The organism is Komagataeibacter ossonobensis (assembly GCF_057359305.1).
In genome coordinates, this window is record NZ_JBXAYQ010000016.1 from 51,431 (window position 1) to 72,318 (window position 20,888).

Consider the following 20,888-nt stretch of genomic DNA (forward strand, 5'->3'; position numbering starts at 1 on the left):
CAAGGCAGCGCGTGCCTGCCATTGTGGCAGTCGAAATAAGATCAGGAAGACCGGATTGATGAAACCATTCCACATGGCACTTGCCGCACTGGCCCTGGGTGGCGTTATCGGGGGCAGCACGATCGCCCGCGCCGATGGCACGGACCCCAAGCCCCCGTATGGTCCGGGGGCCTATACCGGGGACTGGACGGCGCTGGGTCTCAAGCCCGTCACCATCAGCGCCAACAAGGCGCTTGGCCCGGCGGCCAGGCTGTACCTCCGCCTGCCCGACGCATTGGGCAAGATTACCGGCCTGACCGGGCGCACCATTGAAATGAAGGTTCAGGACGACACGTCGCTGCGATCGGTTGATGACAACCCGCGCGCGGTTTTCCGCCTGACATCCCCCAACGCCGCCGACCTGCAGATGCAGGGCACCAAGCCGGGCCAGAAACTGGACCTGCCGCTCAGCCGCGCGGATTAAGTGAAAAAATACCCCCATGCCGGTCCGGGCATGGGGGCCATACGATCAGTCATGCGTACTGGCAAGCAGGGCGCGCAGCCTGCTGCGCAGTTCGTTTTCACGCGGGATGCTCAGGGCCTCACGCAGGCGCAGCATCTGGCGCCGGGCGGCATAAAGCTGGTCCAGCAGCGACAGGACCACAGGCATCCCGTCCGCGTTGATCCCCATGTCATCGCGCAGTTCAAGGATCAGCCGGGCGCGGGCCTCGTCAATCTCACGGAACAGGTAGTGCCCGCGTCCGCCTTCCGGCCGTAGCCAGTCACTGTCGATCCAGCCCAGCACCTCGTCCTGTGGCACGTTGCCGATACGCATGCACAGGGTTTCGAGCGTGATCATGCCTTGTCCTTCCCAGGCTCCTTCGCCTCATCCGTCGTGCCTTTCAGGAAGGCTTCAAGGGCGGGGTCCACCTTGCCTATGGTCACGACCAGCTTGACATACAGGTTGCCCGCTTCCTGCTTGCCATGCGCCTTGACCCCGCGTCCGCGCAGGCGCAGCACGCTGCCACTGTCGGAATGGGGTGGGACGTTCATCTTTACCGATCCCGCGGGCGTGGGAATGGTGATGCTGCCACCCAGCACCGCCGTCTTCAGGTCCACCGGCAGCGACATGCGGATATCGTTGCCATCGCGGGTGTAGGTGCTGTCCGGGGTGACGGTAATGGTAATCAGCGCATCGCCGGCGGGGCCGCCCTGCACGCCCGGATCCCCCTTGCCACGCAGGCGCATGACCTGGCCATCGGTAATGCCGGCGGGGATCTTCACATCCAGTTGCGCCCCACCGGGCAGGGTGATGCGCGACGTGCCGCCATTGACGGAATCGAGGAAGCTGACGGTCAGCGCGTACTGCCGGTCAGCCCCCGGCTGCGGGCCCTGCGGCCTGCGACGGAACCCGCCGCCAAACCCGGCTCCACCACCCTGACCGAACATGGTGCCGAAAATATCGCCCAGATCATCTTCCGAAAACTGGCCGCCGCCGTAATTGAAGCCCTGCGCCCCTTCGGCATGATCGCGGTAGCCGCCACGGCCGCCACCAAACCCGTAACCCTTTTCCTGTCCGGCGGCGTCGATTTCGCCACGGTCGAAGCGGGCGCGCTGTTGCTCATCCGACAGCAGGGCATTGGCCGCGCCCACGGCCTTGAAGTTCTCTTCCGCCACCTTGTCGCCGGGGTTGAGGTCAGGATGGTACTTCTTGGCCAGCTTGCGATAGGCCTTGCGGATGTCATCCTGGCTTGCCGTGCGGGCGACGCCGAGTACTTCGTATGGATCCTTGCTCACTTAAAAATCATCCCTCCGTCGGAACATGCCAGCCCGGCCTGTGCCACGCCCGTTATCGTCCCGAACATCATGAATACGACCTTGCGGCCCCTCTTACCCCGATAATGGGAATTGGGGGGGACAGGGTCAATGAAATCAGGGGGAAATCTTTATTTCCTGCATGGCAGGCAGAAGAAAATAACAAAACGGAGACTTCGAAATAACATTTTTTGTATTTTTAATTAAAGGAAAAATGAAGTATTTGCCGATAACAATAGAAATATAAAAAAGACTCCCTGCAGATGCATGCCGTTTTCATCACCCTTGCATTACTGACCGTCACCGGGATCAGCAGCCTGATTTCACGTGTGGGGCGCATTCCCGTGCCGCTGCCCCTGATCCAGATCGGTGTGGGGGCGATTGCCGCTCTGGCGGGGCTGAATATCGGCTTCGACCCCGACATGTTCCTGCTGCTGTTCATCCCGCCGCTGCTATATGCCGATGCCTACCGCATGCCGATGCGCGAATTTGGTGAACTGCGGAACATCATCATCATGATGGCACTGGGACTGGTGGTCTTTACCACGCTGGCCTGTGGTTACTTCATCCACTGGCTGATCCCGCCCATCATGCTGCCCGCGGCCTTCGCGCTTGCCGCCGTCATGTCGCCCACCGACGCGGTATCGGTCGGCAGCATGATCGAAGGTGGCCGCGCACCTGCGCGCGTGGTGCATATCCTGCATGGGGAAGCGCTGCTGAACGACGCATCCGGCCTGGTATGCTTCAAATTCGCCGTGGCGGCGGCCATGACCGGGCTGTTTTCCTTCCAGCAGGCGCTGGGCAGCTTCATCTTCATGTCCACCGGCGGCATCCTGATCGGCATTGCCTGCGCATGGGCCGCCTGCCGGGCGGAACACCTGCTGCTGGTGCGCGGGTATGACGACCCGCCCACCCATATCACGCTAGCCATGATGCTGCCGTTCGGCATCTACCTGATTGCCGATGCTCTGCAGTGTTCGGGCATACTGGCCGCCGTGGCGGGGGGTATGACCGTCAAGTTCACCGGCGTGATGAACGAGGCCCGGACCGAGACACGCCTGAAGGCCACCACGGTGTGGGACATGGTGAACTTCACCTTCAATGCCGTGATCTTCCTGCTGCTGGGGCTGCAGCTGCCCGACCTGGTCAACGGGGGGGCCGCAATCGCGCGCGCAGGCGGCGTGTCGCCGTGGTTCCTGATCCTGGCCATCGGGGGGATCCAGCTCATGATGAGCCTGATCCGTTTCGCATGGATCTGGATTTCCATTTCCGCGCGGCGGCTTTTCGCCCATTTCCGCCATCGCAAGACCGTCATCCCGTCCATACGCACCGTGCTGCTGATGACGGTGGCAGGCACGCGCGGGGCGATCACGCTGGCGGCCGTGCTGTCGCTGCCGGTGGCGTCCCTGTCCGGGCCGGGCTTTCCGGGGCGTGACCTGCTGGTGACGCTGGCGGCGGGCGTCATCATCTGCTCGCTCCTGCTGGCCAGCCTTGCCATCCCGCCGCTGCTGCATGGCATGAACACGGATGAGGAAGATCCCACCCTACATGAACTGGACATGATGCGCATCGAACTGGCGCAGACCGCCATCGAGACCCTGCATGCCGAACAGGCGCTGCTGGCGCAGCAGGAAGTCGAGGAACTGCCCGATCACAAGGAATCGGCAGACCTGAAACAGGAAGCCATCGGCCGCCTTTTGCATGAATACCAGGACACCATACACAGGCTGGACAATTCCCGCGCGGCGGAAGCCAGCATCCGCGCCACCGCCATACGGGAAAAACGCGCAGAACTGGCGCTGCGCTTCCGTATCATCCGGCACATGCGCGAACGCCTGCACATGCGCGTGGTCCAGAAGCACATCAATGACGAAACCGAATGGACCATCAACCAGGAACTGGATTTCATTGAACAGGAACTCCAGATCGAGGCACGCTCCCTACCCCGCCCCGACGGTCTGCCCCACGCGAAACATGAAACCGCAATACAGCCCACAGGTGAATGCATGGCCGGGGCCGTGACCCACTGACACGGACGGCCTGCCTCCCTATACCCACGACACAACCGCGCATGACCTTTCAGGAGAGCCTGCCATGTCCCCCCTCCGCACCCTGTTTGCAGGACTATGCCTTGCCATGATCCTTGCACCCGGCGCCCGGGCCCGTTCGCATCATTTCAGCATGCCGCAGCACAACATCCATGCGAATTCACCCTATGGCCAGGTCAGGGGCTACATTGCCACCATGGATGAACATGACCCCCGCTACATGGCGGCCGATCAGAAATGTCAGACCAAGGCTTCGATGGGTGTCATTTCAACCGGAGCGACAGGCAACGCCACGGCCAGGGCTGGCGGCAACCATGTCCACTATTTCGCCGAATGCATGGTGTCCGCAGGCGCATGGCGCACCCGCTACACCAACAATACGGGCGACAGGTTTGATGACTGAATGGTGTGACGGATCGGTCAGGCGCCCCGTAACATCTGTCCGTCCGCACCTTTCCTGACCGCGCCGCGATACCGCCCCCCCCTTCCACCGGGGCGGCCCACCCCGTATGGAATAGGCACGCCGCCTGCAATGGAGTGCCGATGTTGCGCAAGTTAGCCCCCTTCCTGTCCCTGGCCTGCCTTGCCGCCTGTGCCCACGATCCGGGCCAGCATACCCGGCGCGCGACCACGCCGGTCGCGCAATACGCCACCGGGGCCGGGCCACTGGCGGTCAATACCCATGTGCCCGATTTCGCCACGCGCAATTATGAACCCTTTACCCGGCAGGACGTGGTGGCCATCGCCCTGCGCGAATGGCGGCTGTTTGGCCAGCCGGTCAGCGATGACGATCCCCTGCTGCGCCCCGAACCGACCACGCCGGTGGTCAAGCCCGAACGCACGCCCGGCCTGTGGCAGCGCGTGGGCGAATACTGGTGGATTGGCCAGGACCCGCAGGAAACCGAGATCGCATGGGACGGCAAGCATGATGCGGACGGCCACATAACCGATTTCGTGCATGATGGCCGCTTCGCCTGGTCGGCGGCGTTCATTTCCTATGTTATGCGGGTGGCGGGGGCGAATGACCGCTTTGCCTATTCTCCCAACCACGCCACCTATATCAACGCTGCCGCAAGCGGGCAGGAAAAGGGCGTCAAAGCGCGCAATCCCGCCCGTTATGCGCCAAAGCTGGGTGACCTGATCTGTGTGGGGCGCGGGGCCAGCAAGTCGGTGCGTTTTCGTGACCTGCCCACGCCACAGGGTTTTCCAGCCCATTGCGGCATCGTGGTGGCGGGTCCGCATGACGATGCGCCCTTTGACCATGAAATCAGCATTATCGGTGGCAACATAGACGACGCGGTCGCCCTGACCCACGTGCCGGTGGGGCGTGACGGGCGGCTGGCCGACCACAGTGGCAAAAGCCTCGACCCCCGCTATCCATGGTGCGTCGTGCTGCAGGTCCGCTACGATGCCGATAGCGAACCGCAGACGGACCAGTAACCATCACACCCGCCGGATCCATGACCGCCGGGTGTGACCCGGACGTATAATCAGCCGCGTGACCATGGCAGTTCGGATGCCTGCCAGCCGGCTAGGCGGCCACGGCTGCCGGTTGCGTCTTCCGGCCCCTCAAACCCGTCGGCCACGTTGTGCACATTGTGATAGCCCGCATCATACGCCGCATGCGCGGCGGCCATGCTGCGCGCGCCGGAACGGCAGATGAAATAGACCTCATCCGTCTTGCCGATCCCCGCCTTTTCCAGCGTGGTGATGAAGTCCGGGTTGACCTGCCCCGCGGGCGGCAGCTGCCAGCTGTCACGCACCAGCGCCTTGCCCGCGACCGACAGGTCCGGCACGCCGATATGTTCCCATTCCATGGGCGTACGCACGTCAACAAGCCAGGCGTTGGGGCGGCCACGCACAGCCCCCCACGTGGCGGCGGGGGAAATATCGTCAATCATCGCTGTTTCCTTTCATCGGGAAAACCTGTTTAGGGATATGCCAAGCCACGCGCATTCCTGATAGTAAGGAATGCAACACGTCCGGCATGGCCGCCATGTCCGGCCGCCGTGCCGCATGATATGATCCAAGACCAGTGAAGGTGCTGCCTTATGGCCGAAAGTGCAAATCCCGCCTCTTCCCTCTCACCGGACATGCCGGCTGCCATCGGCAATACGCCCCTGATCCGCCTGCGTCGGGCATCGGAGGCAACGGGCTGCGATATCTACGGCAAGGCGGAATTCATGAATCCCGGTGGCTCGGTCAAGGACCGCGCGGCCCTTGCCATCATCAACGACGCCGAACGCCGGGGCACGCTGAAGCCCGGCGGCACGATTGTCGAAGGAACGGCGGGCAATACCGGCATCGGGCTGACGCTGGTGGCCAATGCACGCGGCTACCGCTCGGTCATCGTGATGCCCGAGACGCAGAGCCGGGAAAAAATCGACTTCCTGAGCATGATCGGCGCCGACCTGCGCCTGGTCCCCGCCAAGCCGTTCCGTGATCCGGGCAACTACGTCCATGTCTCGCGCCGCCTGGCGGAGGAAACCGGCGGCGTCTGGGCCAACCAGTTCGACAATACCGCCAACCGCGAAGGCCATCGCCACACCACCGCCCCCGAAATCTGGGACCAGATGGGTGGCCGGATCGATGCCTTCACCTGCTCGTGCGGGACGGGCGGCACGCTGGCCGGTGTCACGCTGGGGCTGGAGGACTGCGCGAAAAAGGCCGATGTCGCCCGGCCGCGCGTCGTGCTGGCCGACCCGGAGGGGTCGGGCCTGTATGGCTGGGTCAAGTCGGGCGACCTGTCGGTCAGCGGGTCATCCATTACCGAAGGCATCGGGCAGTCGCGGGTGACGGGCAACCTGGAGGGCCTGCACTTTGATGACGCCGTACGCATTCCCGATCCGGAAGCGCTGGAACAGATCTATGAACTGCTGATCCATGAAGGGCTGTCGGTCGGTGGCTCGGCGGGCATCAACATCGCCGCCGCCATCCGCGTGGCCCGCGCCATGGGGCCGGGACACCGCATTGTCACCATCCTGTGCGATGGGGGGGCACGGTACCAGTCCAAGCTGTTCAACCCCGAATTCCTGCGTGCCAAGGACCTGCCGGTTCCCAGCTGGCTGGCCTGAGGGTTCGCACCGGACAGGGCGGGAATTGCTACGGATTGAAACATCTGATGTTCCCGCCTTTCTTGTGATGTAGGATCACGACATGAGCCCGCTGCCGCATATCCTGATCATTGATGATGACCGCGAGATCCGTGACCTGCTGGCACGCTTCCTCGAACGCAACGAACTGCGCGTCACCACCGCGCGTGATGGCCACGAGGCGCGCCGCCGCTGGGCTGAAGGGCATTACCAGCTGGTGATCCTCGACCTCATGCTGCCCGGCGAAAGCGGGCTGGACATCTCGCGCTGGCTGCGCACGCAGGCCAATGTGCCCATCGTCATGCTGACCGCCATGGGCGACGATACCGACCGGATCATCGGCCTTGAACTCGGGGCCGATGACTACGTGCCCAAACCGTTCAACCCGCGCGAACTGCTGGCCCGTATCCGCGCCGTGCTGCGCCGGGCATCCGACACCCCCGACCCCCGCAGCGTGCCGGTGCTGCACACGCTGCGCTTTGCCGGGTGGGAACTGGATACCGGGCGGCGGCGGCTGCTCAACCCCGACGGGGTGGAAGTGCCGTTGACGGGCGGGGAATACGACCTGCTTCTGGCCCTGCTGGAACGGGCCAACCGCGTCATGACCCGTGACATGCTGTTTGACTTGCTGCGCGGGCGGCAAGCCGGTCCGTTTGACCGGGCGATCGACGTGGCCATAAGCCGCCTGCGCCGCAAGCTGGAAGATAACGGGCGCAACGCGCAGCTTATCAAGACGGTGCGCGGGGGTGGATATGTGCTTGCATCGGAAGTCGAGCGTCACTGAACCGCCCGCAATGCCCCATTTTCCCCGGCAGTCCTTCCTTTCCGCCCCTGTTCCCGATGAAAACGCAGCGCCCCGCTGGGGGCAGCGCCTGCGCAGGCGGCTGCTGCCACAGTCACTGGCGGCACGGACCACCCTGCTGCTGATTGGCGGGCTGGGGGTCATACAGATCATCGGCCTGACCATCCATGCGATGGACCGGTTCGATTTTGACCAGCGCATGATCTACGAGCGCACGCGCAGCAAGATGTTCAGCTACTACCGCGCGATCGTGGAAACCGCGCCATCGGACCGTGACAGGGAACTGGCCGCCCTGCCCCTGCCCGAAAACGTGCATATTACCCTGACCCCCGGCCCCGAGCCGGACATGATCAACGCCCGTGCGCTTCCGCGTCCACCGGGCCGTCCCGGTGAATGGAATGGCCACAGGCCCGACGACATGGGGGCCATACCCTTTTTCGGTCCATGGGGCGGCGGCGGGCCGCACGACCACAGGGATGGTCCTGATGGTCCCGACGGTCCGGGCGGACCGCACGGACCGGGCGGCCCCCATGGTTTCGGCCCGGAAAATGACGGCGGCATGGGGCCCCTGCCGCCCTCGATGCGACCCGAGCAGGTCCTGGTTTCCCCCACGTCTGGGCGCAGGCGGGCCGTGGCCTTCCTGCTGCCGGACGAGCGGCGCTGGGTCACCATCCACTACATCCTGCCCCAGCCCAGCCTGTTCCGCTCACCCACCTTTCCCATCGCCTTCCTCATCATGACCTTTACGGGCGGCCTGCTGATCCTGTGGGGCGTGCGCCGGCTGATCGCGCCGGTCAGCACGCTGGCCGCCGCAGCCGAGGAACTGGGCCGCAACATGAATGCCCCCCCCATGCCCGAGGATGGCCCGCGCGAAGTGGCCCGCGCCGCCCATGCCTTCAACACCATGGCGCACCGCATCCGCCGTTACCTGATGGACCGCACGCTCATGCTGACCGCGATCGGCCATGACCTGCGCACGCCCATCACGCGGCTGAAGCTGCGGGCCGAATTCATTGAAGACGATGAAATGCGCGCCAAGATGCTCAACGACCTTGATGAGCTTGAGGCCATGGTCGCCGCCACCCTGGCCTTTGGCCGCGATGCCTCGCAACGCGAACCGATGGGACAGGTCAACCTGACCGCCATGCTGCAGACCATCGCGGATGAGGCCGCCGAAACCCATATCGATGCGGCAGACCGAATCGTGTTCGTATCGGAAAACATGCCCGATGTGCTGGTGCGCGCGCGTCCCATGGCGCTCAAGCGTGCGCTGAACAACCTTGTGACCAATGCGGTGAAATATGGTGAGGGGGCAAGGATAACCCTGCTTCATCCCGTCAAGGGGAATGGGGAGGACGCGGAGGAATACAAGGTCACCATCCTGATCGAGGATGAAGGCCCCGGCCTGCCGACCGAAGACCTGGAACGCATGTTCGACCCCTTTGTCCGCGCCGAACAGAGTCGCAACCGCGAAACGGGGGGAACGGGGCTGGGACTGTCGATTTCGCGCAACATCATATGGGGGCTGGGTGGTGACATCCGTCTGGGCAACCGGCAGCCGCACGGATTGCGTGTGACAGTCACACTTGTCTGCTAAGGTCCGATTCCCGTACGGACAATTCAGGATATAACGTTCAATGCCGGACAGAACACACCGCTATCAGGTCTCGCTTCTATGGACCGGAAACAGCGGAAATGACGGGGCTTCCCGGCAGGCCCATCATCGTGATTACGAACTGCACTGCACGGGGCGACCGGTCATTGACGGTTCCGCCTCACCCGCGTTTCGCGGGGATCCCCAGAAATGGAACCCCGAAAAGCTGCTGCTGGGTGCCCTGTGCGCCGACCATCAGCTGTGGTTCATCCACCTGTGCACCGCCATGGGAATCGGCATCTTTTCCTATGCTGATCATGCCGAAGCCATGCTGGATGAATATGAGGACGGATCTTTTGCCATTACGCAGGTCATCCTGCGTCCGCATGCCGCCCTGTCCACCCCCCATGAAATACAGCAGGTGATCGACCTGCATCAGGACGCCGCCATGCGCAGTTGCATCGCACGCTCGGTCAGCTTCCCGGTATTGTGTGAGCCTCGCGTCACCAGCGCGCAATAAGTCCTTGCCGCAGGCCAGGTGGAATGGCATTGCCCGATAATGCTTGATCGCCTGTATGCCCGCATCATCGCCCTGGCCGCCAGCCGACATGCCGTCATGTGGCTGGCCGTCATCGCCTTTGCCGAGGCCAGCGTCTTTCCGCTGCCGCCCGATATCATGCTGGTGCCGATGGTGCTGGCCTGCCGGGCCCGCGCCTTCCGCCTTGCGGCCATCTGCACCGCCGCCAGCCTGTGCGGGGCGGTACTGGGATGGGTGATCGGGTCATTCCTGCTGGAATACCTCGCGATGCCCATTGTGCGATTCTATCATGCACAGAACACATTGCTTACCCTGCAGGAACGTTTCCGCGAATGGGGGGTGTGGATCATCCTCATCAAGGGGCTGACACCTATCCCCTTCAAATTCGTCACCATCGCCAGCGGGGCAGCCCATCTTTCCCTTGCTCCGTTCCTGCTGGCCTGCGCGGTGACGCGTGGGGCGCGGTTCTTCCTGCTGGCAGCGCTGCTGCGCCGGTTTGGCGCGCCGATCCAGGCCTTCATCGAACGCCGCCTGCCGCTGGTGGCAGGGATATTCGCGCTGGCTCTGGTGGGGGGTATCGTGGCGCTGAAATACATATGACGCGCTGGCTGCCGCCCTGCGCTGCCCGCGTGGCGGTGTTCGGGTCTGCCGCGGCGTGATATGACGGACCTATCGTGATCTGAACCCGCGCGGCCTGCACCAGCCGCGCGGCCTATATTCCAACGGGTGGGGAACATATTCATGCCGCAGCAGGTTGCCGTCATTACCGGAGCGGGCGCAGGTATCGGCCGCGCCACAGCACGCACGCTGGGCCGCGCGGGGTGCGATGTCGCCCTTCTGGGCCGTAACCGCGACCGGCTGAATGATGCGGCAGCCGAACTGCGTGAACTCAATGTGCGCACCCATATCGTCTGCGTCGATGTGGCCGACGCGAAGGCCGTTGAGCAGGCTGCCGAGGAAATCGAAGAAAAGCTGGGCGCCATCACCCTGTGGATCAACTGTGCCGGTGCCAGCGTGACCGGGCAGGTCGCGGCCCTTGATGCCGATGAAATCCGGCGCGCGACCGAAGTGACCTACCTTGGCACCGTCAACGGCACACGATCCGCACTGGCGCGCATGCGTCGGCGCGGGCATGGTACGATCGTCAACCTTGACCGTCTGGCCAGCCTGCGTCCGCCGCCGCTGCAGGCGGTGGAAAACGGGGCGCGTGCTGCTGTACGCGCCTTTTCCGAAAGCATCCGCCCCGAAATCCTGCATGATGGGGACCGCATCCATATCGCACTGGTCCATCTGCCCTCCATCAACACGCCGCGCTTTTCATGGACCCGCAACCATACCGGCAAGCGCCTGAAGCCGATGGGACCGGTATACGAACCCGAAATCGCTGCCGAAGCGATCTGCCGCGCCGCCTTCGGCCGTGAACGTGACATCTGGGTCGGCCTGTCTGGGGTGCGCAACTGGATGCTGGCCACCTTCCTGCCCGGCCTGTCGGACCGCTGGCTGTCGGGCAAGGGGTATGCGAAGCAGATGGAAAAGACCCCGGTCGCGGGTAATGAACCCGATGACCTGTATGAAACCGTTCCGGGGGCCTATGCCGCCCATGGCCGGTTTGACATGATTACCCGCAAGGGCATGCCCCTGCTGCTGACCAGCCGCCATGCGCAACTGGCCACCGTAACCGGACTTATGGCTATCGTGCTGCTGGCGCTGCGCCGCAGGCGGGACTGAGGCAGACACTGGGATTGCTGGTAAAAAATAACAAAAGTTTTTGGTGAAGCTTTTTTAAAAAGCTTCAAGGAACGCCGCCTTTATGGAAAAAGGCGGCATCCAAGAACTTTTATGATTTACGGGATATTTCACCTGCCACTGTCAATATCAGGCAGGTTCCTGAAACAGTTCAGCAACGATCACGCAGGCAGCGAATCGGCACGGGGTTCCAGCCGTATCCCCGTGCGGCACAGATCGCCTGCCCAGACCCACCATTTGCCCTGACGCACCGCAGGCGCGGCTGCCCGTGCCACCTCCGGGCTGTCGAACAGGGCGAAGCAGGTCGCACCTGATCCGCTCATCCGCGCGAGGCGACAGCCGGGGGCCGCACGCAGGGCATCCAGCACGCTCGTGATTTCAGGACAGATGGCGCAGGCCGCATCCTGCAGGTCATTGGTCTGTGCCGACAGGTCACGCACCATGTCCGCCAGTGTATGCCACTGTGCGGGCAGGTCGGCACGTGGTGTGAAGCCGGGCGCACGTGATCTGAAGACCTGCGGGGTGGAAACGCTCTGTCCGCAATTGACCAGCATCATGCCACAGGCGGGCAGCATGGGCGCAGGGGTCAGTTCTTCCCCGATTCCCTCCATGCGGGCCGGCAGCTGGTCCAGGCAGACCGGCACATCAGCCCCCAGACGGGTCGCCAGCACCATGAGGTCCGTGCGAGAAATGGACAGGCCCCATGCCTTAAGCAGCAGGCGCAGCGCCGCCGCCGCATCGGCCGATCCCCCACCGATACCCGATGCCACGGGCAGTTCCTTGCGCAGCACGATGTCCACATCCGGCAGGTGACGCGTCGCATCCACCCCCACATGCGCGCGCAGCAGCGCGCCCGCGCGTACGATCAGGTTATCGGCGCAGTCATCCTGCAGACCCGGGGCGAACGTTCCCTCGATCCGCAGGCCGACATGGCCACCACGTCCGGCCCCCTGTTCCAGCCGCAGTTCATCAGCGGCACCCGCAAACACGGCCAGACTGTCCAGCAGGTGATAGCCGTCATCGCGCCGTCCCGTGACATGCAGGTACAGATTGATCTTTGCATGGGCCAGTTCGCGTAGCGGGGACATCAGTGATGGGTTCCATTTGCCTGTGAAGGGGAAGATGCGGGCTGGACCGCAGGCCGGAGGTCAGCCGGAAGCGCCACGCCGGGATGGGCCGCATTGGCCTGCCATGCCTTGGCATAGGCCAGAGCCGCCATAATCTTGCGCCGGTCCATGGGGTCGGGCTGGAACTGGATGGCGTTCTGCCATTCATTCACCGCTTCCAGCCTGCGGCCCGCCATCCAGTATGCAACGCCCAGATGATAATTGATGGCCGGGTCCTGTGGCATCTGCTCGGCGGACTGTTCCAGCAGCGGCAGGCCTTCGCTCACATGGCCAAGCCGCATGAGCACCCAGCCCACGCTGTCGCGGATCTGGTTGTCGGACGGAGCCAGCGCCAGCGCACGCCGCAGGTAGGTTTCCGCCTGTGCGGGATCCCCGCCATGTTCGACCATGGAATATCCAAGGTAGTTCAGCAGTTCGGCTTCATTGGGGGAAAGCTGGAGGGCATGCTGCAGCAGCACGCGCGCCTGTGGCCAGTGGTTCTGGCGTTCCTGTGCTATGGCCTGCCCGAACAGCAGCCGCCAGTCATCGCCTTCCAGCTGGTGCGGTGTCAGGGCCACGGCACGCTGGTAGGCATCCAGCGCTTCCGCCCATTTCTGCTGGTCCAGCAGCGCATCGCCAAGGCTGGACCACAGCATGCGGTCATCAGGAGCCTGCCGCAACAGGTCACGCAGTTCCTGCGCCGCCTGCTCCTTATGCCCCATCACGACATCAAGGTCGGCCTGTTCGGTCCGGTAGACCGGCAGCAGCGGGTCGTCCGCCGGTGCGCCATCCAGCGCCTCACGCGCCTGCCGGTCCTGCTTGCGCAGATGCAGCATGGAAGACAGCAGCAGCCGGGCTTCCGAATCCGCCGGGTCCAGCATCAGCGCCATGCGCAGCATCATCTGTTCGGTGCCGCGCAGGGTGCCGATTTCCATTGCCATGTCAGGTGACTGGTGATCGTCATCCGGACCGTCATGCGTATAGAGCTGCTGGTCGATCAGCAGGGCGACCAGCCCGTATGCCTGCGCCAGTCCCTGCGTTGCATGGGTCACCACCGGGCGCTGGATCATGGCCATGATATTGGCGCGCGCCGCCTCCAGCACCGGCATGCCCGCGATACGCTGGTTGACCAGCGACTGCGCATCGGCCACATGCCCCTGCGTTACCAGCCACCGCGCCATGACCAGCGAGGTGAACAGATCGCCGCCCGTCATGCTGCCGGCCTGCCGGAACAGGGTATCCGCCCGCATCTTCTGGCCCGACAGCTGGGCCACCAGGGCAGCATGGAGGGTATAATATCCCCCCAGCGTACGATCCTGCCGGGCTGTATCAAGGGCGGCCAGCGCTTCATCCGTCCGGCCCGCGCCCTGCAACGCCCATGCGCGCAGCAGCGGGCGCAGCAGGGTCATGAGCTGGTCCCCGGGCGCGCTCTGGTAGCTTGCCAGCGCCTCGTCCCATTTTCCCGCAAGGGCCGCGGCATTGCCCAGTACCAGCGCGGACATGACGCCGGGTGTCTGGCTACGCGCCAGGGTTGCGGCCTCCGGCCGGCCGGCCAGAATGCTGTAATAAAACGCACGCTCACTGAACAGGTGGTATGTGGGGGCCAGCCGCGCCGCATTGCCAAAGGCCTGGGCCGCGCTGGCGTTATCACCCTCACTGGCGGCGACGCTGCCGACCAGCAGGTTGGTGGCCAGGTCCTGCTGCCCCGCATGGATAATGGCTTCAGCCGGGGTTGCGGCATGTATTTCGCGGTTGGGAATCCCGGCGATGAGCGGTACAACAAGGGAGGCCACGACCATGCGTGACAGACGAGGTAAGAGCATGACGCCAGAATCTACCGCGTGCGGCGTCCGCTGCCAAACCCCGCGCATGGGGGCAGGACGGCGCGTGCGTGCGTTGCCTGTGCGGGATATATCCATCCGATGACTGATTCCCTGTCCCTGTTGCGCCTGTATGTCGAATGGGGCGCTGATGACGCGCTGGATCCCCACCCACATGACCGGCTGGCGCTGACGCCCACGATACACGACCACTCCCGGCCAACACAGCCCCCCCCCATACAGCCAGATGCGGGGAATGGACATAGAAAACACCGACCGGCGCCGCCCCCCCCACGCGGGTCCGCCACCCTGATCGACCAGGCAGCGGCCATGGCGCGGGAGGTTGCGCAGGCGGCGCGCACGCTGGCGGAACTGCACGCCGCCATCCGCGATTTCGGGGAATGCAGCCTGCGCGATACCGCGACCAGCAGCGTATTTGTGGAAGGACCGCAGGGCGCCCCGCTCATGCTGATCGGCGAGGCCCCTGATGCGGATGAGGATCGCGGCGGCCACCCCTTCGCGGGGGAAAGCGGGGCGCTGGTCAGCACCATGTTCGCCAGTATCGGCATTGACCAGGCCAGCCTGCTGCGCGCGCCGGTCATTCCGTGGCGACCGCCCGGCGGCAGGCCGCCCTCCGTCGCCGAAACACGGATCTGCCTGCCCTTCATCCAGCGCACGATCGTACTGGCGCGCCCCGCACGCGTGGTTCTTATGGGCAACCTGCCGGTATCGGTCCTGCTGGACCAGCGCACCACGGCGGCACGCATGCGTGGCCGCTGGCGTGACCTGCCCCTGCCTGCCGAAAGTGCGGACAAGGGTGCAACCCCGCCCACGCTACAGGCGTTGCCCATGCGTCATCCACTGCAGCTACGCGCCAGCGCCACGGCCCGCCGTGATGCATGGAAAGACATGCTTCTGATCCGTGAAGCAATCGGAAACATTCCTTCAAAATCATAAAGGGTATTAACATGATCATGCCCGGCATTAGCTTGGGGCAAGGCTGTTATTCATTCTGGCTCAAGTGTATGTTTTTTACTGTTTACATATAGTTCCTGCATCTGTTCTGAAAACTTATTTACCTTCCCGTAATACGATATCTATTGCTTTCCATTCGCGCAGGGCTTACATCCGGCTCCGCTATGCGAGGGACAATCAATACCCCCCATCACGCGGTGACGGCCTTTCTGGCTGGCGCCGCATTTCTGGCAGGGGCTGCGTTCGCGCCGCTTCGTGCCCAAACAGTGGAAGCCGGAAGGGCGGATCAGGATCCTACCCCCCACGGCGACCATAACGAGGAAACGGCACTTGCCCTTCCGCGCCTGCCCACGCATGGCAGCGCCGGGCTGCCGCGTCCCCTCACGCCCGATGACGTAAGCCGTATCCGCCGGGTGTTCCGGCTTCAGGCTGATGGCAAGTTCGATGCCGCCATCCATGAAACGGCCGCGATCCACGATGATACCCTGCTGGGTGATATCCTGGCCGCGCGTTATCTTAATCCCGCCTATCACGCCAGTCCGGGACAGCTGCGGCTGTGGCTGCGCACGTTCTCGGGCCTGGCTGATTCGCCGGCAATTTATTCCCTGCTGTCCTCCATGCCCAACAGGGGCGGCCCCCTGCCGCCAGCACCCGCCCATAACGCGCTGGACAGCAGCCATCCGCCCCAGCATATCCACCTGCCGGAGGAGGATGACCCCTCGCTCCGTGTCTTTACCCGCAGCAGCCTGCTGGACCACACGGTACGCGAACGTGCCGCGCAGGGGGTAAAGGGGGCACGCAGCGCCCTGCACCTGATTGCGGTGACGCCGGGCATAAACGACCTGTATGCCGCGCACCTGCAGGCGGAAATCGCCATGACCCTGTTCAGCGCCGGTGAAAACCGGCAGGCCATGTCGATTGCACGCAACGCCTTTGAACATTCTGGCCAACGGCTGGGTCTGGCGGGTTATGTGGCCGGTCTAGCTGCATGGCGGCAGGGACGGCCCGACATGGCCGAACCCCTGTTCGAGGCCGCATCGCGCGCCAGCCTGACACCGGGCAGTATTCGCGCCGGCGCCGCCTACTGGGCCGCACGCGCCCATCAGGCGACGGGGGACGTGGCGGCCTATCACCCATGGCTGCACCGCGCGGCCGCTGCACCGCATACATTCTATGGCCTGCTGGCGTCACAGATCCTTGGCCTGCGCGCCCCGACCCCGAAATCCGTCCATAGGCCTGACACGATCGGCCCGAATGCGGCCATGACGCTGGCGGCAGAACAGCAGACCATCCATGCAGGCAACCGTGTACTGGGTGAAATCGATATCGAGGCCGTGGCCGCCACACCGGCGGGCCGCCGTGCCTTTGCCCTGCTGCAGGTTGGCGAACGTGACCGGGCGGAAGCCACCCTGCGCCGCATGTGGCCCGATATCCAGAACGATGCCGCCCTGTGCCGTTCCACCCAGATGGTGGCCGATGCCATGAACATGAAGGACCTGTCGGCCCAGATGCTCATGCTGATCGACACGAACGAGAGTGAGCACAGCACCCACGACTCCCGCTTCCCCCTGCCGCCGCTACAGCCGCAGCATGGTTTCCGCATGGACCCGGCGCTGGTCTATGCGCTGACGCGGCTGGAATCCAATTTCGACACCACCGTCGTTTCCGGGGCAGGCGCGCGTGGCCTCATGCAGCTCATGCCCGTGACGGCCGCTTTCATTACGCACGACAAGGACCGTTCCAACCGCCGTTCCGTAGACCTGCATGACCCTGCGACCAACCTCGATATCGGACAGCGCTATGTGCTGTACTTGGCCCAGCGCTCCACACAGACCGGCGGGACGCATGTCCCCCTGGGCGGCGACATGATCCGCATGCTGGCCAGCTATAATGCCGGGCCATCCGCCATTTCGCGTCATAACGCCACGATGGACGACGGGGAAGATCCCCTGATGTATATCGAAAGCCTGCCCAATGCCGAGACACGTGATTATGTCCGCCGGGCTTTCACCTATCTGTGGATCTATGCCGACAAGCTGGGCGTCCAAACGCCTTCGCTGGAAACACTGGCCCGCAATGAGTGGCCGGGTTTCGATGCGGAAATCGCCATGGCGAGCCATACTGGCCACACCATTCATTAACGGATCTTCCGCATCCGTTTGCAAAAGGGGCGTCCCATTGCTGGGGACGCCCCTTTTTTGAAAAAGGCGGCATCCGAAAACTTTCACTCTGTTTGGTTCTCAGTTTTCCGCCAGCAGCTGCCGGCTGGCCTGCACGCGCACGACGCGACGGCCTTCCATTTCCAGCACCTCGAACAGCCAACCGGAAAACACAACCTTGTCCCCCCCGGCTGGCACGCGCCGCAGCAGGGCCAGTATCAATCCGGCAAGGGTGTGATAGCTGCCTTCGGCGGGCAGGTCGGACAGGCCAAGCCGGTCCTTGACCTCATCAGCGGGCATGGACCCGTCAAGCACCAGCACATTGTCATGGGCCAGACGCTGGGGCGGGGTGTTGCCCGGTTCATGCTGTTCACCCACGATGGCACCGAACAGGTCGGATGAGGTCACGATTCCCTCAAATGATCCATATTCATCCAGCACCAGCGCAAGACCCAGCGAGGACGCCCGCATGCGTTCCAGCATGTCAAAGGCCGACAGCGTATCGGGCACCGAGATGGGGTGACGCAGCCCGATCTCGACCGACGGGCTTTTACCGTCCAGAAACCGGTCCAGCATATCCTTGGCCAGAATCACGCCCACCGGGTTGTCCACGCCCCCTTCACACACCACGATGCGCGAATAGGTGGTCGAACGCAGCACCTGCAGCAGTTGCGCGCGCGGCACGTGCCGTTCCACCCAGCACAGTTCATTACGTGGGGTCATGATGGCGCGAACGGGCCGTTCAGCCAGGCGCAGCAGGCGTTCGATCATGTCACGCTCCTCCTGCTCCAGCACCCCGGCCTGCGCCCCTTCGGCAATATAGGCGCGCAGTTCCTCGACCGAGACGGACTGCCGGATCGCGCCACCTATCCCCATAAGCTTAAGCACCAGTTCGGATGACCGTCCCAGCAGCCACACGATGGGCCGCGTCAGCCATGCCATCCATTCCAGCAGCAGGGACAGGCGGGCCGCGATCTGTTCGGGCTGGCGCAGCGCGATCTGCTTGGGCACCAGTTCCCCCAGCACCAGCATGACGGCGGTAATGCCGCTGACCACCAGGAACATGGCCAGTTCATCGGCAATCGAACGCAGGGCGGGAATATGGGCCAGCCAGCGGCTGACGCCAGCCTCGATGCTGTTGCCGCCAAAAGTGCCTTCCAGAATCGAGACAAGGGTCATGCCGATCTGGACGGTGGGCAGGAAACTCTGCGGGTCACCGGCCAGTTTCAGGGCACGGTCCGCCCCCTTGATACCGTCACGCGCAAGAATGGCCAGCCGCGCCCGGCGGGCGGAAATCAGGGCCAGTTCGCCCATGGCAAAAAGCCCGTTGAGCAGAACGAGGCATAATATGACAATCAGTGAGACAACCATGATCCCGCGATCCTACAGCATAATCACGCACACGGGCACACCACGCATATGCCTGAAAATACCCACATAAAAGAAAAAGGCGGGACATATGCCCCGCCTTTCCCAAACGCAATACGATGGAATGCGTGATCAGTCTGCCGCGTCGGCCGTTTCAGCCGGGGCCGCCACCTTGTTCACGCGCGGCGGGGCCGCGGGCTTCTTGCGGGCGGCAAGTTCCTCCATCTTGGCGTCAACGTGCTGGGTAAACACGTATTCGGCCGGACGCTGGTTGGCCAGCGAGATTTCGGGCGCCATCGGCTTTTCCGTCTCGGGTCCGAACAGGGCGACCTTGGCAATGTGCCAGGGCCTGCGCACGGCATCCATGACGGCGGTCGATTCGTAACCGGAATGCACCATGCAGTCGGCGCATTTTTCGTAATTGCCGGTGCCGTATGCATCCCAGTCGGTATCGGCCATAAGCTCTTCAAAGCTCTTGGCATAGCCTTCACCCAGCAGGTAGCACGGGCGCTGCCAGCCAAAGACGTTACGCAGCGGCTTGCCCCACGGGGTGCAGTGGTACTGTTCGTTACCAGCCAGGAAGTTCAGGAACAGCGGCGACTGCGTGAAGCGCCACTTCTTGCCCTTGCCCAGACGGAAAATGTCACGGAACAGCTGCTTCGTCTTGTGACGGTTCAGGAAGTGTTCCTGATCCGGCGCGCGCTCATAGGCATAGCCCGGCGCGGTCATGATGCCGTCAACGCCCATCGCCATCACTTCGTCAAAGAAGGCGGCGACGCGCTTGGGATCAGCGCCATCGAACAGGGTGCAGTTGATCGATACGCGGAAACCACGGGCCTTCGCCTTCTTGATGGCGGCAACCGCGCGTTCGTACACGCCGTCCTGACACACCGATGCGTCATGCATCGCCGGGTCACCATCCAGATGCACATCCCATGAGAAGAAGGGATTCGGCTCGTAATCATCCATCTTCTTTTCCAGAAGAAGGGCGTTCGTGCACAGATAGACGTACTTCTTGCGCGCGATCAGGCCACGGATGATATCGGGCATTTCCTTGTGCAGCAGCGGCTCACCACCAGCCACGGCAATGACCGGCGCACCGGCCTCGGTATCCGCATCCAGGCATTCCTGCAGGGTCATGCGCTGGTTCAGGATCTGGGCGGGATAGTCGATCTTGCCACACCCGGCGCATGCCAGGTTACAGCGGAACAAGGGCTCGAGCATAAGCACGAGCGGATAACGTTTGCGCCGCGTGACATGCTGCTTGACAACATAGGCGCCGACGCGGACTGCCTGCATAATAGGAACGGCCATGAAACCTCTGCTCCTGCACCGGCCCAACGCCGGTCTCATATTTCAAGTCTGGTAGGGCGGATATGGTCACATCCCCCTACGAGAAAACAAGCCCAACATCACCCAGCCGTGCATTTAAAGCATGCCGAGGTTGCGGACTTGTACGACACATGAAGCCTTTCGCGAGGGTATAGGACAGAAACCATCCTGTATTCAATTGCTATCAGCTTTGGTGTGGCCAATTAACAACAGTCATAGAATTAGAGACTGTATTTACAGGCTTAACCGGAGTAACACATCGCGATTACGCTACGGTCGCCATGGTTTTCGTGCCATGAGCCGCCATTCATCGCCGCCGGAGCAGCCTGATGCCGGCCCCGATCCCGGGGCCGACAGGCCAAACCGAAACCCGGGTTGGTTCCTCCCCTGAACATGGGGCAAGGGCCAACGCAGAACAATGGACGCGAACATCATGGATCAGACCAAGCCCGCGATTCCGACCCTTGGGCGCTACCCCCAGCTTGACCGGGTGCGCGCGCCGCATGACATGCGT

At 63.3% G+C, this 20,888-nt stretch carries 19 protein-coding genes; 12 read left to right on the top strand and 7 right to left on the bottom strand.

Features of this window, described 5'->3' with window-relative positions; all coding sequences use genetic code 11:
• Positions 1-58 precede the first annotated feature (58 nt).
• Positions 59-463: a hypothetical protein gene (locus AC1RQ9_RS10590; protein WP_485986841.1), complete on the top strand. Its 405-nt coding sequence runs from the start codon at positions 59-61 to the stop codon at positions 461-463.
• A gap of 45 nt (positions 464-508) precedes the next feature.
• Here AC1RQ9_RS10590 and AC1RQ9_RS10595 read toward each other — a convergent pair whose 3' ends face one another.
• Both AC1RQ9_RS10595 and AC1RQ9_RS10600 read right to left on the bottom strand, forming a co-directional pair.
• A complete protein-coding gene (locus AC1RQ9_RS10595; protein WP_485986842.1) occupies positions 509-838 on the bottom strand; it encodes a chaperone modulator CbpM in 330 nt (109 codons plus the stop codon).
• Entirely contained in the window at positions 835-1,776 is a 942-nt protein-coding gene (locus AC1RQ9_RS10600) for a DnaJ C-terminal domain-containing protein (protein WP_485986843.1), read from the bottom strand. The genes AC1RQ9_RS10595 and AC1RQ9_RS10600 overlap by 4 nt, the downstream gene beginning before the upstream one ends.
• Positions 1,777-2,057: 281 nt before the next feature.
• Here AC1RQ9_RS10600 and AC1RQ9_RS10605 point away from each other — a divergent pair, with 281 nt between their 5' ends.
• The 3 genes from AC1RQ9_RS10605 (at position 2,058) to AC1RQ9_RS10615 (ending at position 5,282) form a co-directional block, all read left to right on the top strand.
• Positions 2,058-3,824 carry a Na+/H+ antiporter gene (locus tag AC1RQ9_RS10605; protein WP_485986844.1) on the top strand — a complete coding sequence of 589 codons (1,767 nt, stop codon included), beginning with the start codon at positions 2,058-2,060 and terminating at the stop codon, positions 3,822-3,824.
• 64 nt (positions 3,825-3,888) lie between these two features.
• Positions 3,889-4,245: a hypothetical protein gene (locus AC1RQ9_RS10610; RefSeq protein WP_485986845.1), complete on the top strand. Its 357-nt coding sequence runs from the start codon at positions 3,889-3,891 to the stop codon at positions 4,243-4,245.
• 143 nt (positions 4,246-4,388) lie between these two features.
• The gene (locus AC1RQ9_RS10615) at positions 4,389-5,282 is read left to right on the top strand and encodes a DUF2272 domain-containing protein (RefSeq protein WP_485986857.1); all 894 of its coding nucleotides are present in this window, start codon (positions 4,389-4,391) and stop codon (positions 5,280-5,282) included.
• A gap of 50 nt (positions 5,283-5,332) precedes the next feature.
• Here AC1RQ9_RS10615 and AC1RQ9_RS10620 read toward each other — a convergent pair whose 3' ends face one another.
• Positions 5,333-5,743 carry a rhodanese-like domain-containing protein gene (locus AC1RQ9_RS10620; RefSeq protein WP_485986846.1) on the bottom strand — a complete coding sequence of 137 codons (411 nt, stop codon included), beginning with the start codon at positions 5,741-5,743 and terminating at the stop codon, positions 5,333-5,335.
• 150 nt (positions 5,744-5,893) lie between these two features.
• On the opposite strand from AC1RQ9_RS10620, the gene AC1RQ9_RS10625 reads away from it, so the two are divergent.
• The 6 genes from AC1RQ9_RS10625 (at position 5,894) to AC1RQ9_RS10650 (ending at position 11,596) form a co-directional block, all read left to right on the top strand.
• Entirely contained in the window at positions 5,894-6,916 is a 1,023-nt protein-coding gene (locus tag AC1RQ9_RS10625) for a cysteine synthase A (RefSeq protein WP_193732826.1), read from the top strand.
• A gap of 82 nt (positions 6,917-6,998) precedes the next feature.
• Positions 6,999-7,718, top strand: a complete 720-nt coding sequence (locus AC1RQ9_RS10630; RefSeq protein ID WP_193732827.1) for a response regulator — start codon at positions 6,999-7,001, stop codon at positions 7,716-7,718.
• A gap of 10 nt (positions 7,719-7,728) precedes the next feature.
• Positions 7,729-9,333 carry an ATP-binding protein gene (locus AC1RQ9_RS10635; RefSeq protein ID WP_193732828.1) on the top strand — a complete coding sequence of 535 codons (1,605 nt, stop codon included), beginning with the start codon at positions 7,729-7,731 and terminating at the stop codon, positions 9,331-9,333.
• A gap of 40 nt (positions 9,334-9,373) precedes the next feature.
• Complete coding sequence (locus tag AC1RQ9_RS10640; protein WP_485986848.1) at positions 9,374-9,850, top strand: OsmC family protein; 477 nt, start codon at positions 9,374-9,376, stop codon at positions 9,848-9,850.
• 39 nt (positions 9,851-9,889) lie between these two features.
• Positions 9,890-10,468: a YqaA family protein gene (locus tag AC1RQ9_RS10645; RefSeq protein WP_193732830.1), complete on the top strand. Its 579-nt coding sequence runs from the start codon at positions 9,890-9,892 to the stop codon at positions 10,466-10,468.
• Between the two features lie 141 nt (positions 10,469-10,609).
• Positions 10,610-11,596 carry an SDR family oxidoreductase gene (locus AC1RQ9_RS10650; RefSeq protein ID WP_485986849.1) on the top strand — a complete coding sequence of 329 codons (987 nt, stop codon included), beginning with the start codon at positions 10,610-10,612 and terminating at the stop codon, positions 11,594-11,596.
• A gap of 179 nt (positions 11,597-11,775) precedes the next feature.
• On the opposite strand, the gene AC1RQ9_RS10655 is transcribed toward AC1RQ9_RS10650, so the two are convergent.
• The gene (locus AC1RQ9_RS10655; RefSeq protein ID WP_485986850.1) at positions 11,776-12,702 is read right to left on the bottom strand and encodes a 4-(cytidine 5'-diphospho)-2-C-methyl-D-erythritol kinase; all 927 of its coding nucleotides are present in this window, start codon (positions 12,700-12,702) and stop codon (positions 11,776-11,778) included.
• Positions 12,702-14,519, bottom strand: a complete 1,818-nt coding sequence (locus AC1RQ9_RS10660) for a tetratricopeptide repeat protein (protein WP_193732840.1) — start codon at positions 14,517-14,519, stop codon at positions 12,702-12,704. Before AC1RQ9_RS10660 ends, AC1RQ9_RS10655 begins: the two co-directional genes overlap by 1 nt.
• Before the next feature lie 42 nt (positions 14,520-14,561).
• On the opposite strand from AC1RQ9_RS10660, the gene AC1RQ9_RS10665 reads away from it, so the two are divergent.
• Together AC1RQ9_RS10665 and AC1RQ9_RS10670 are read left to right on the top strand one after the other, a co-directional pair.
• On the top strand, positions 14,562-15,497 hold the full coding sequence (locus tag AC1RQ9_RS10665; RefSeq protein ID WP_485986852.1) for a uracil-DNA glycosylase: 936 nt from the start codon (positions 14,562-14,564) through the stop codon (positions 15,495-15,497).
• 182 nt (positions 15,498-15,679) lie between these two features.
• Positions 15,680-17,656, top strand: coding sequence for a lytic transglycosylase domain-containing protein (locus tag AC1RQ9_RS10670; protein WP_485986853.1), 1,977 nt, complete (start codon positions 15,680-15,682; stop codon positions 17,654-17,656).
• A gap of 99 nt (positions 17,657-17,755) precedes the next feature.
• Here AC1RQ9_RS10670 and AC1RQ9_RS10675 read toward each other — a convergent pair whose 3' ends face one another.
• Positions 17,756-19,045 (bottom strand): hemolysin family protein, encoded by a 1,290-nt coding sequence (locus AC1RQ9_RS10675; RefSeq protein ID WP_485986854.1) that lies wholly within the window; start codon positions 19,043-19,045, stop codon positions 17,756-17,758.
• Between the two features lie 129 nt (positions 19,046-19,174).
• Entirely contained in the window at positions 19,175-20,356 is a 1,182-nt protein-coding gene (gene hpnH / locus AC1RQ9_RS10680) for an adenosyl-hopene transferase HpnH (protein ID WP_193732836.1), read from the bottom strand.
• Positions 20,357-20,888: the final 532 nt, after the last annotated feature.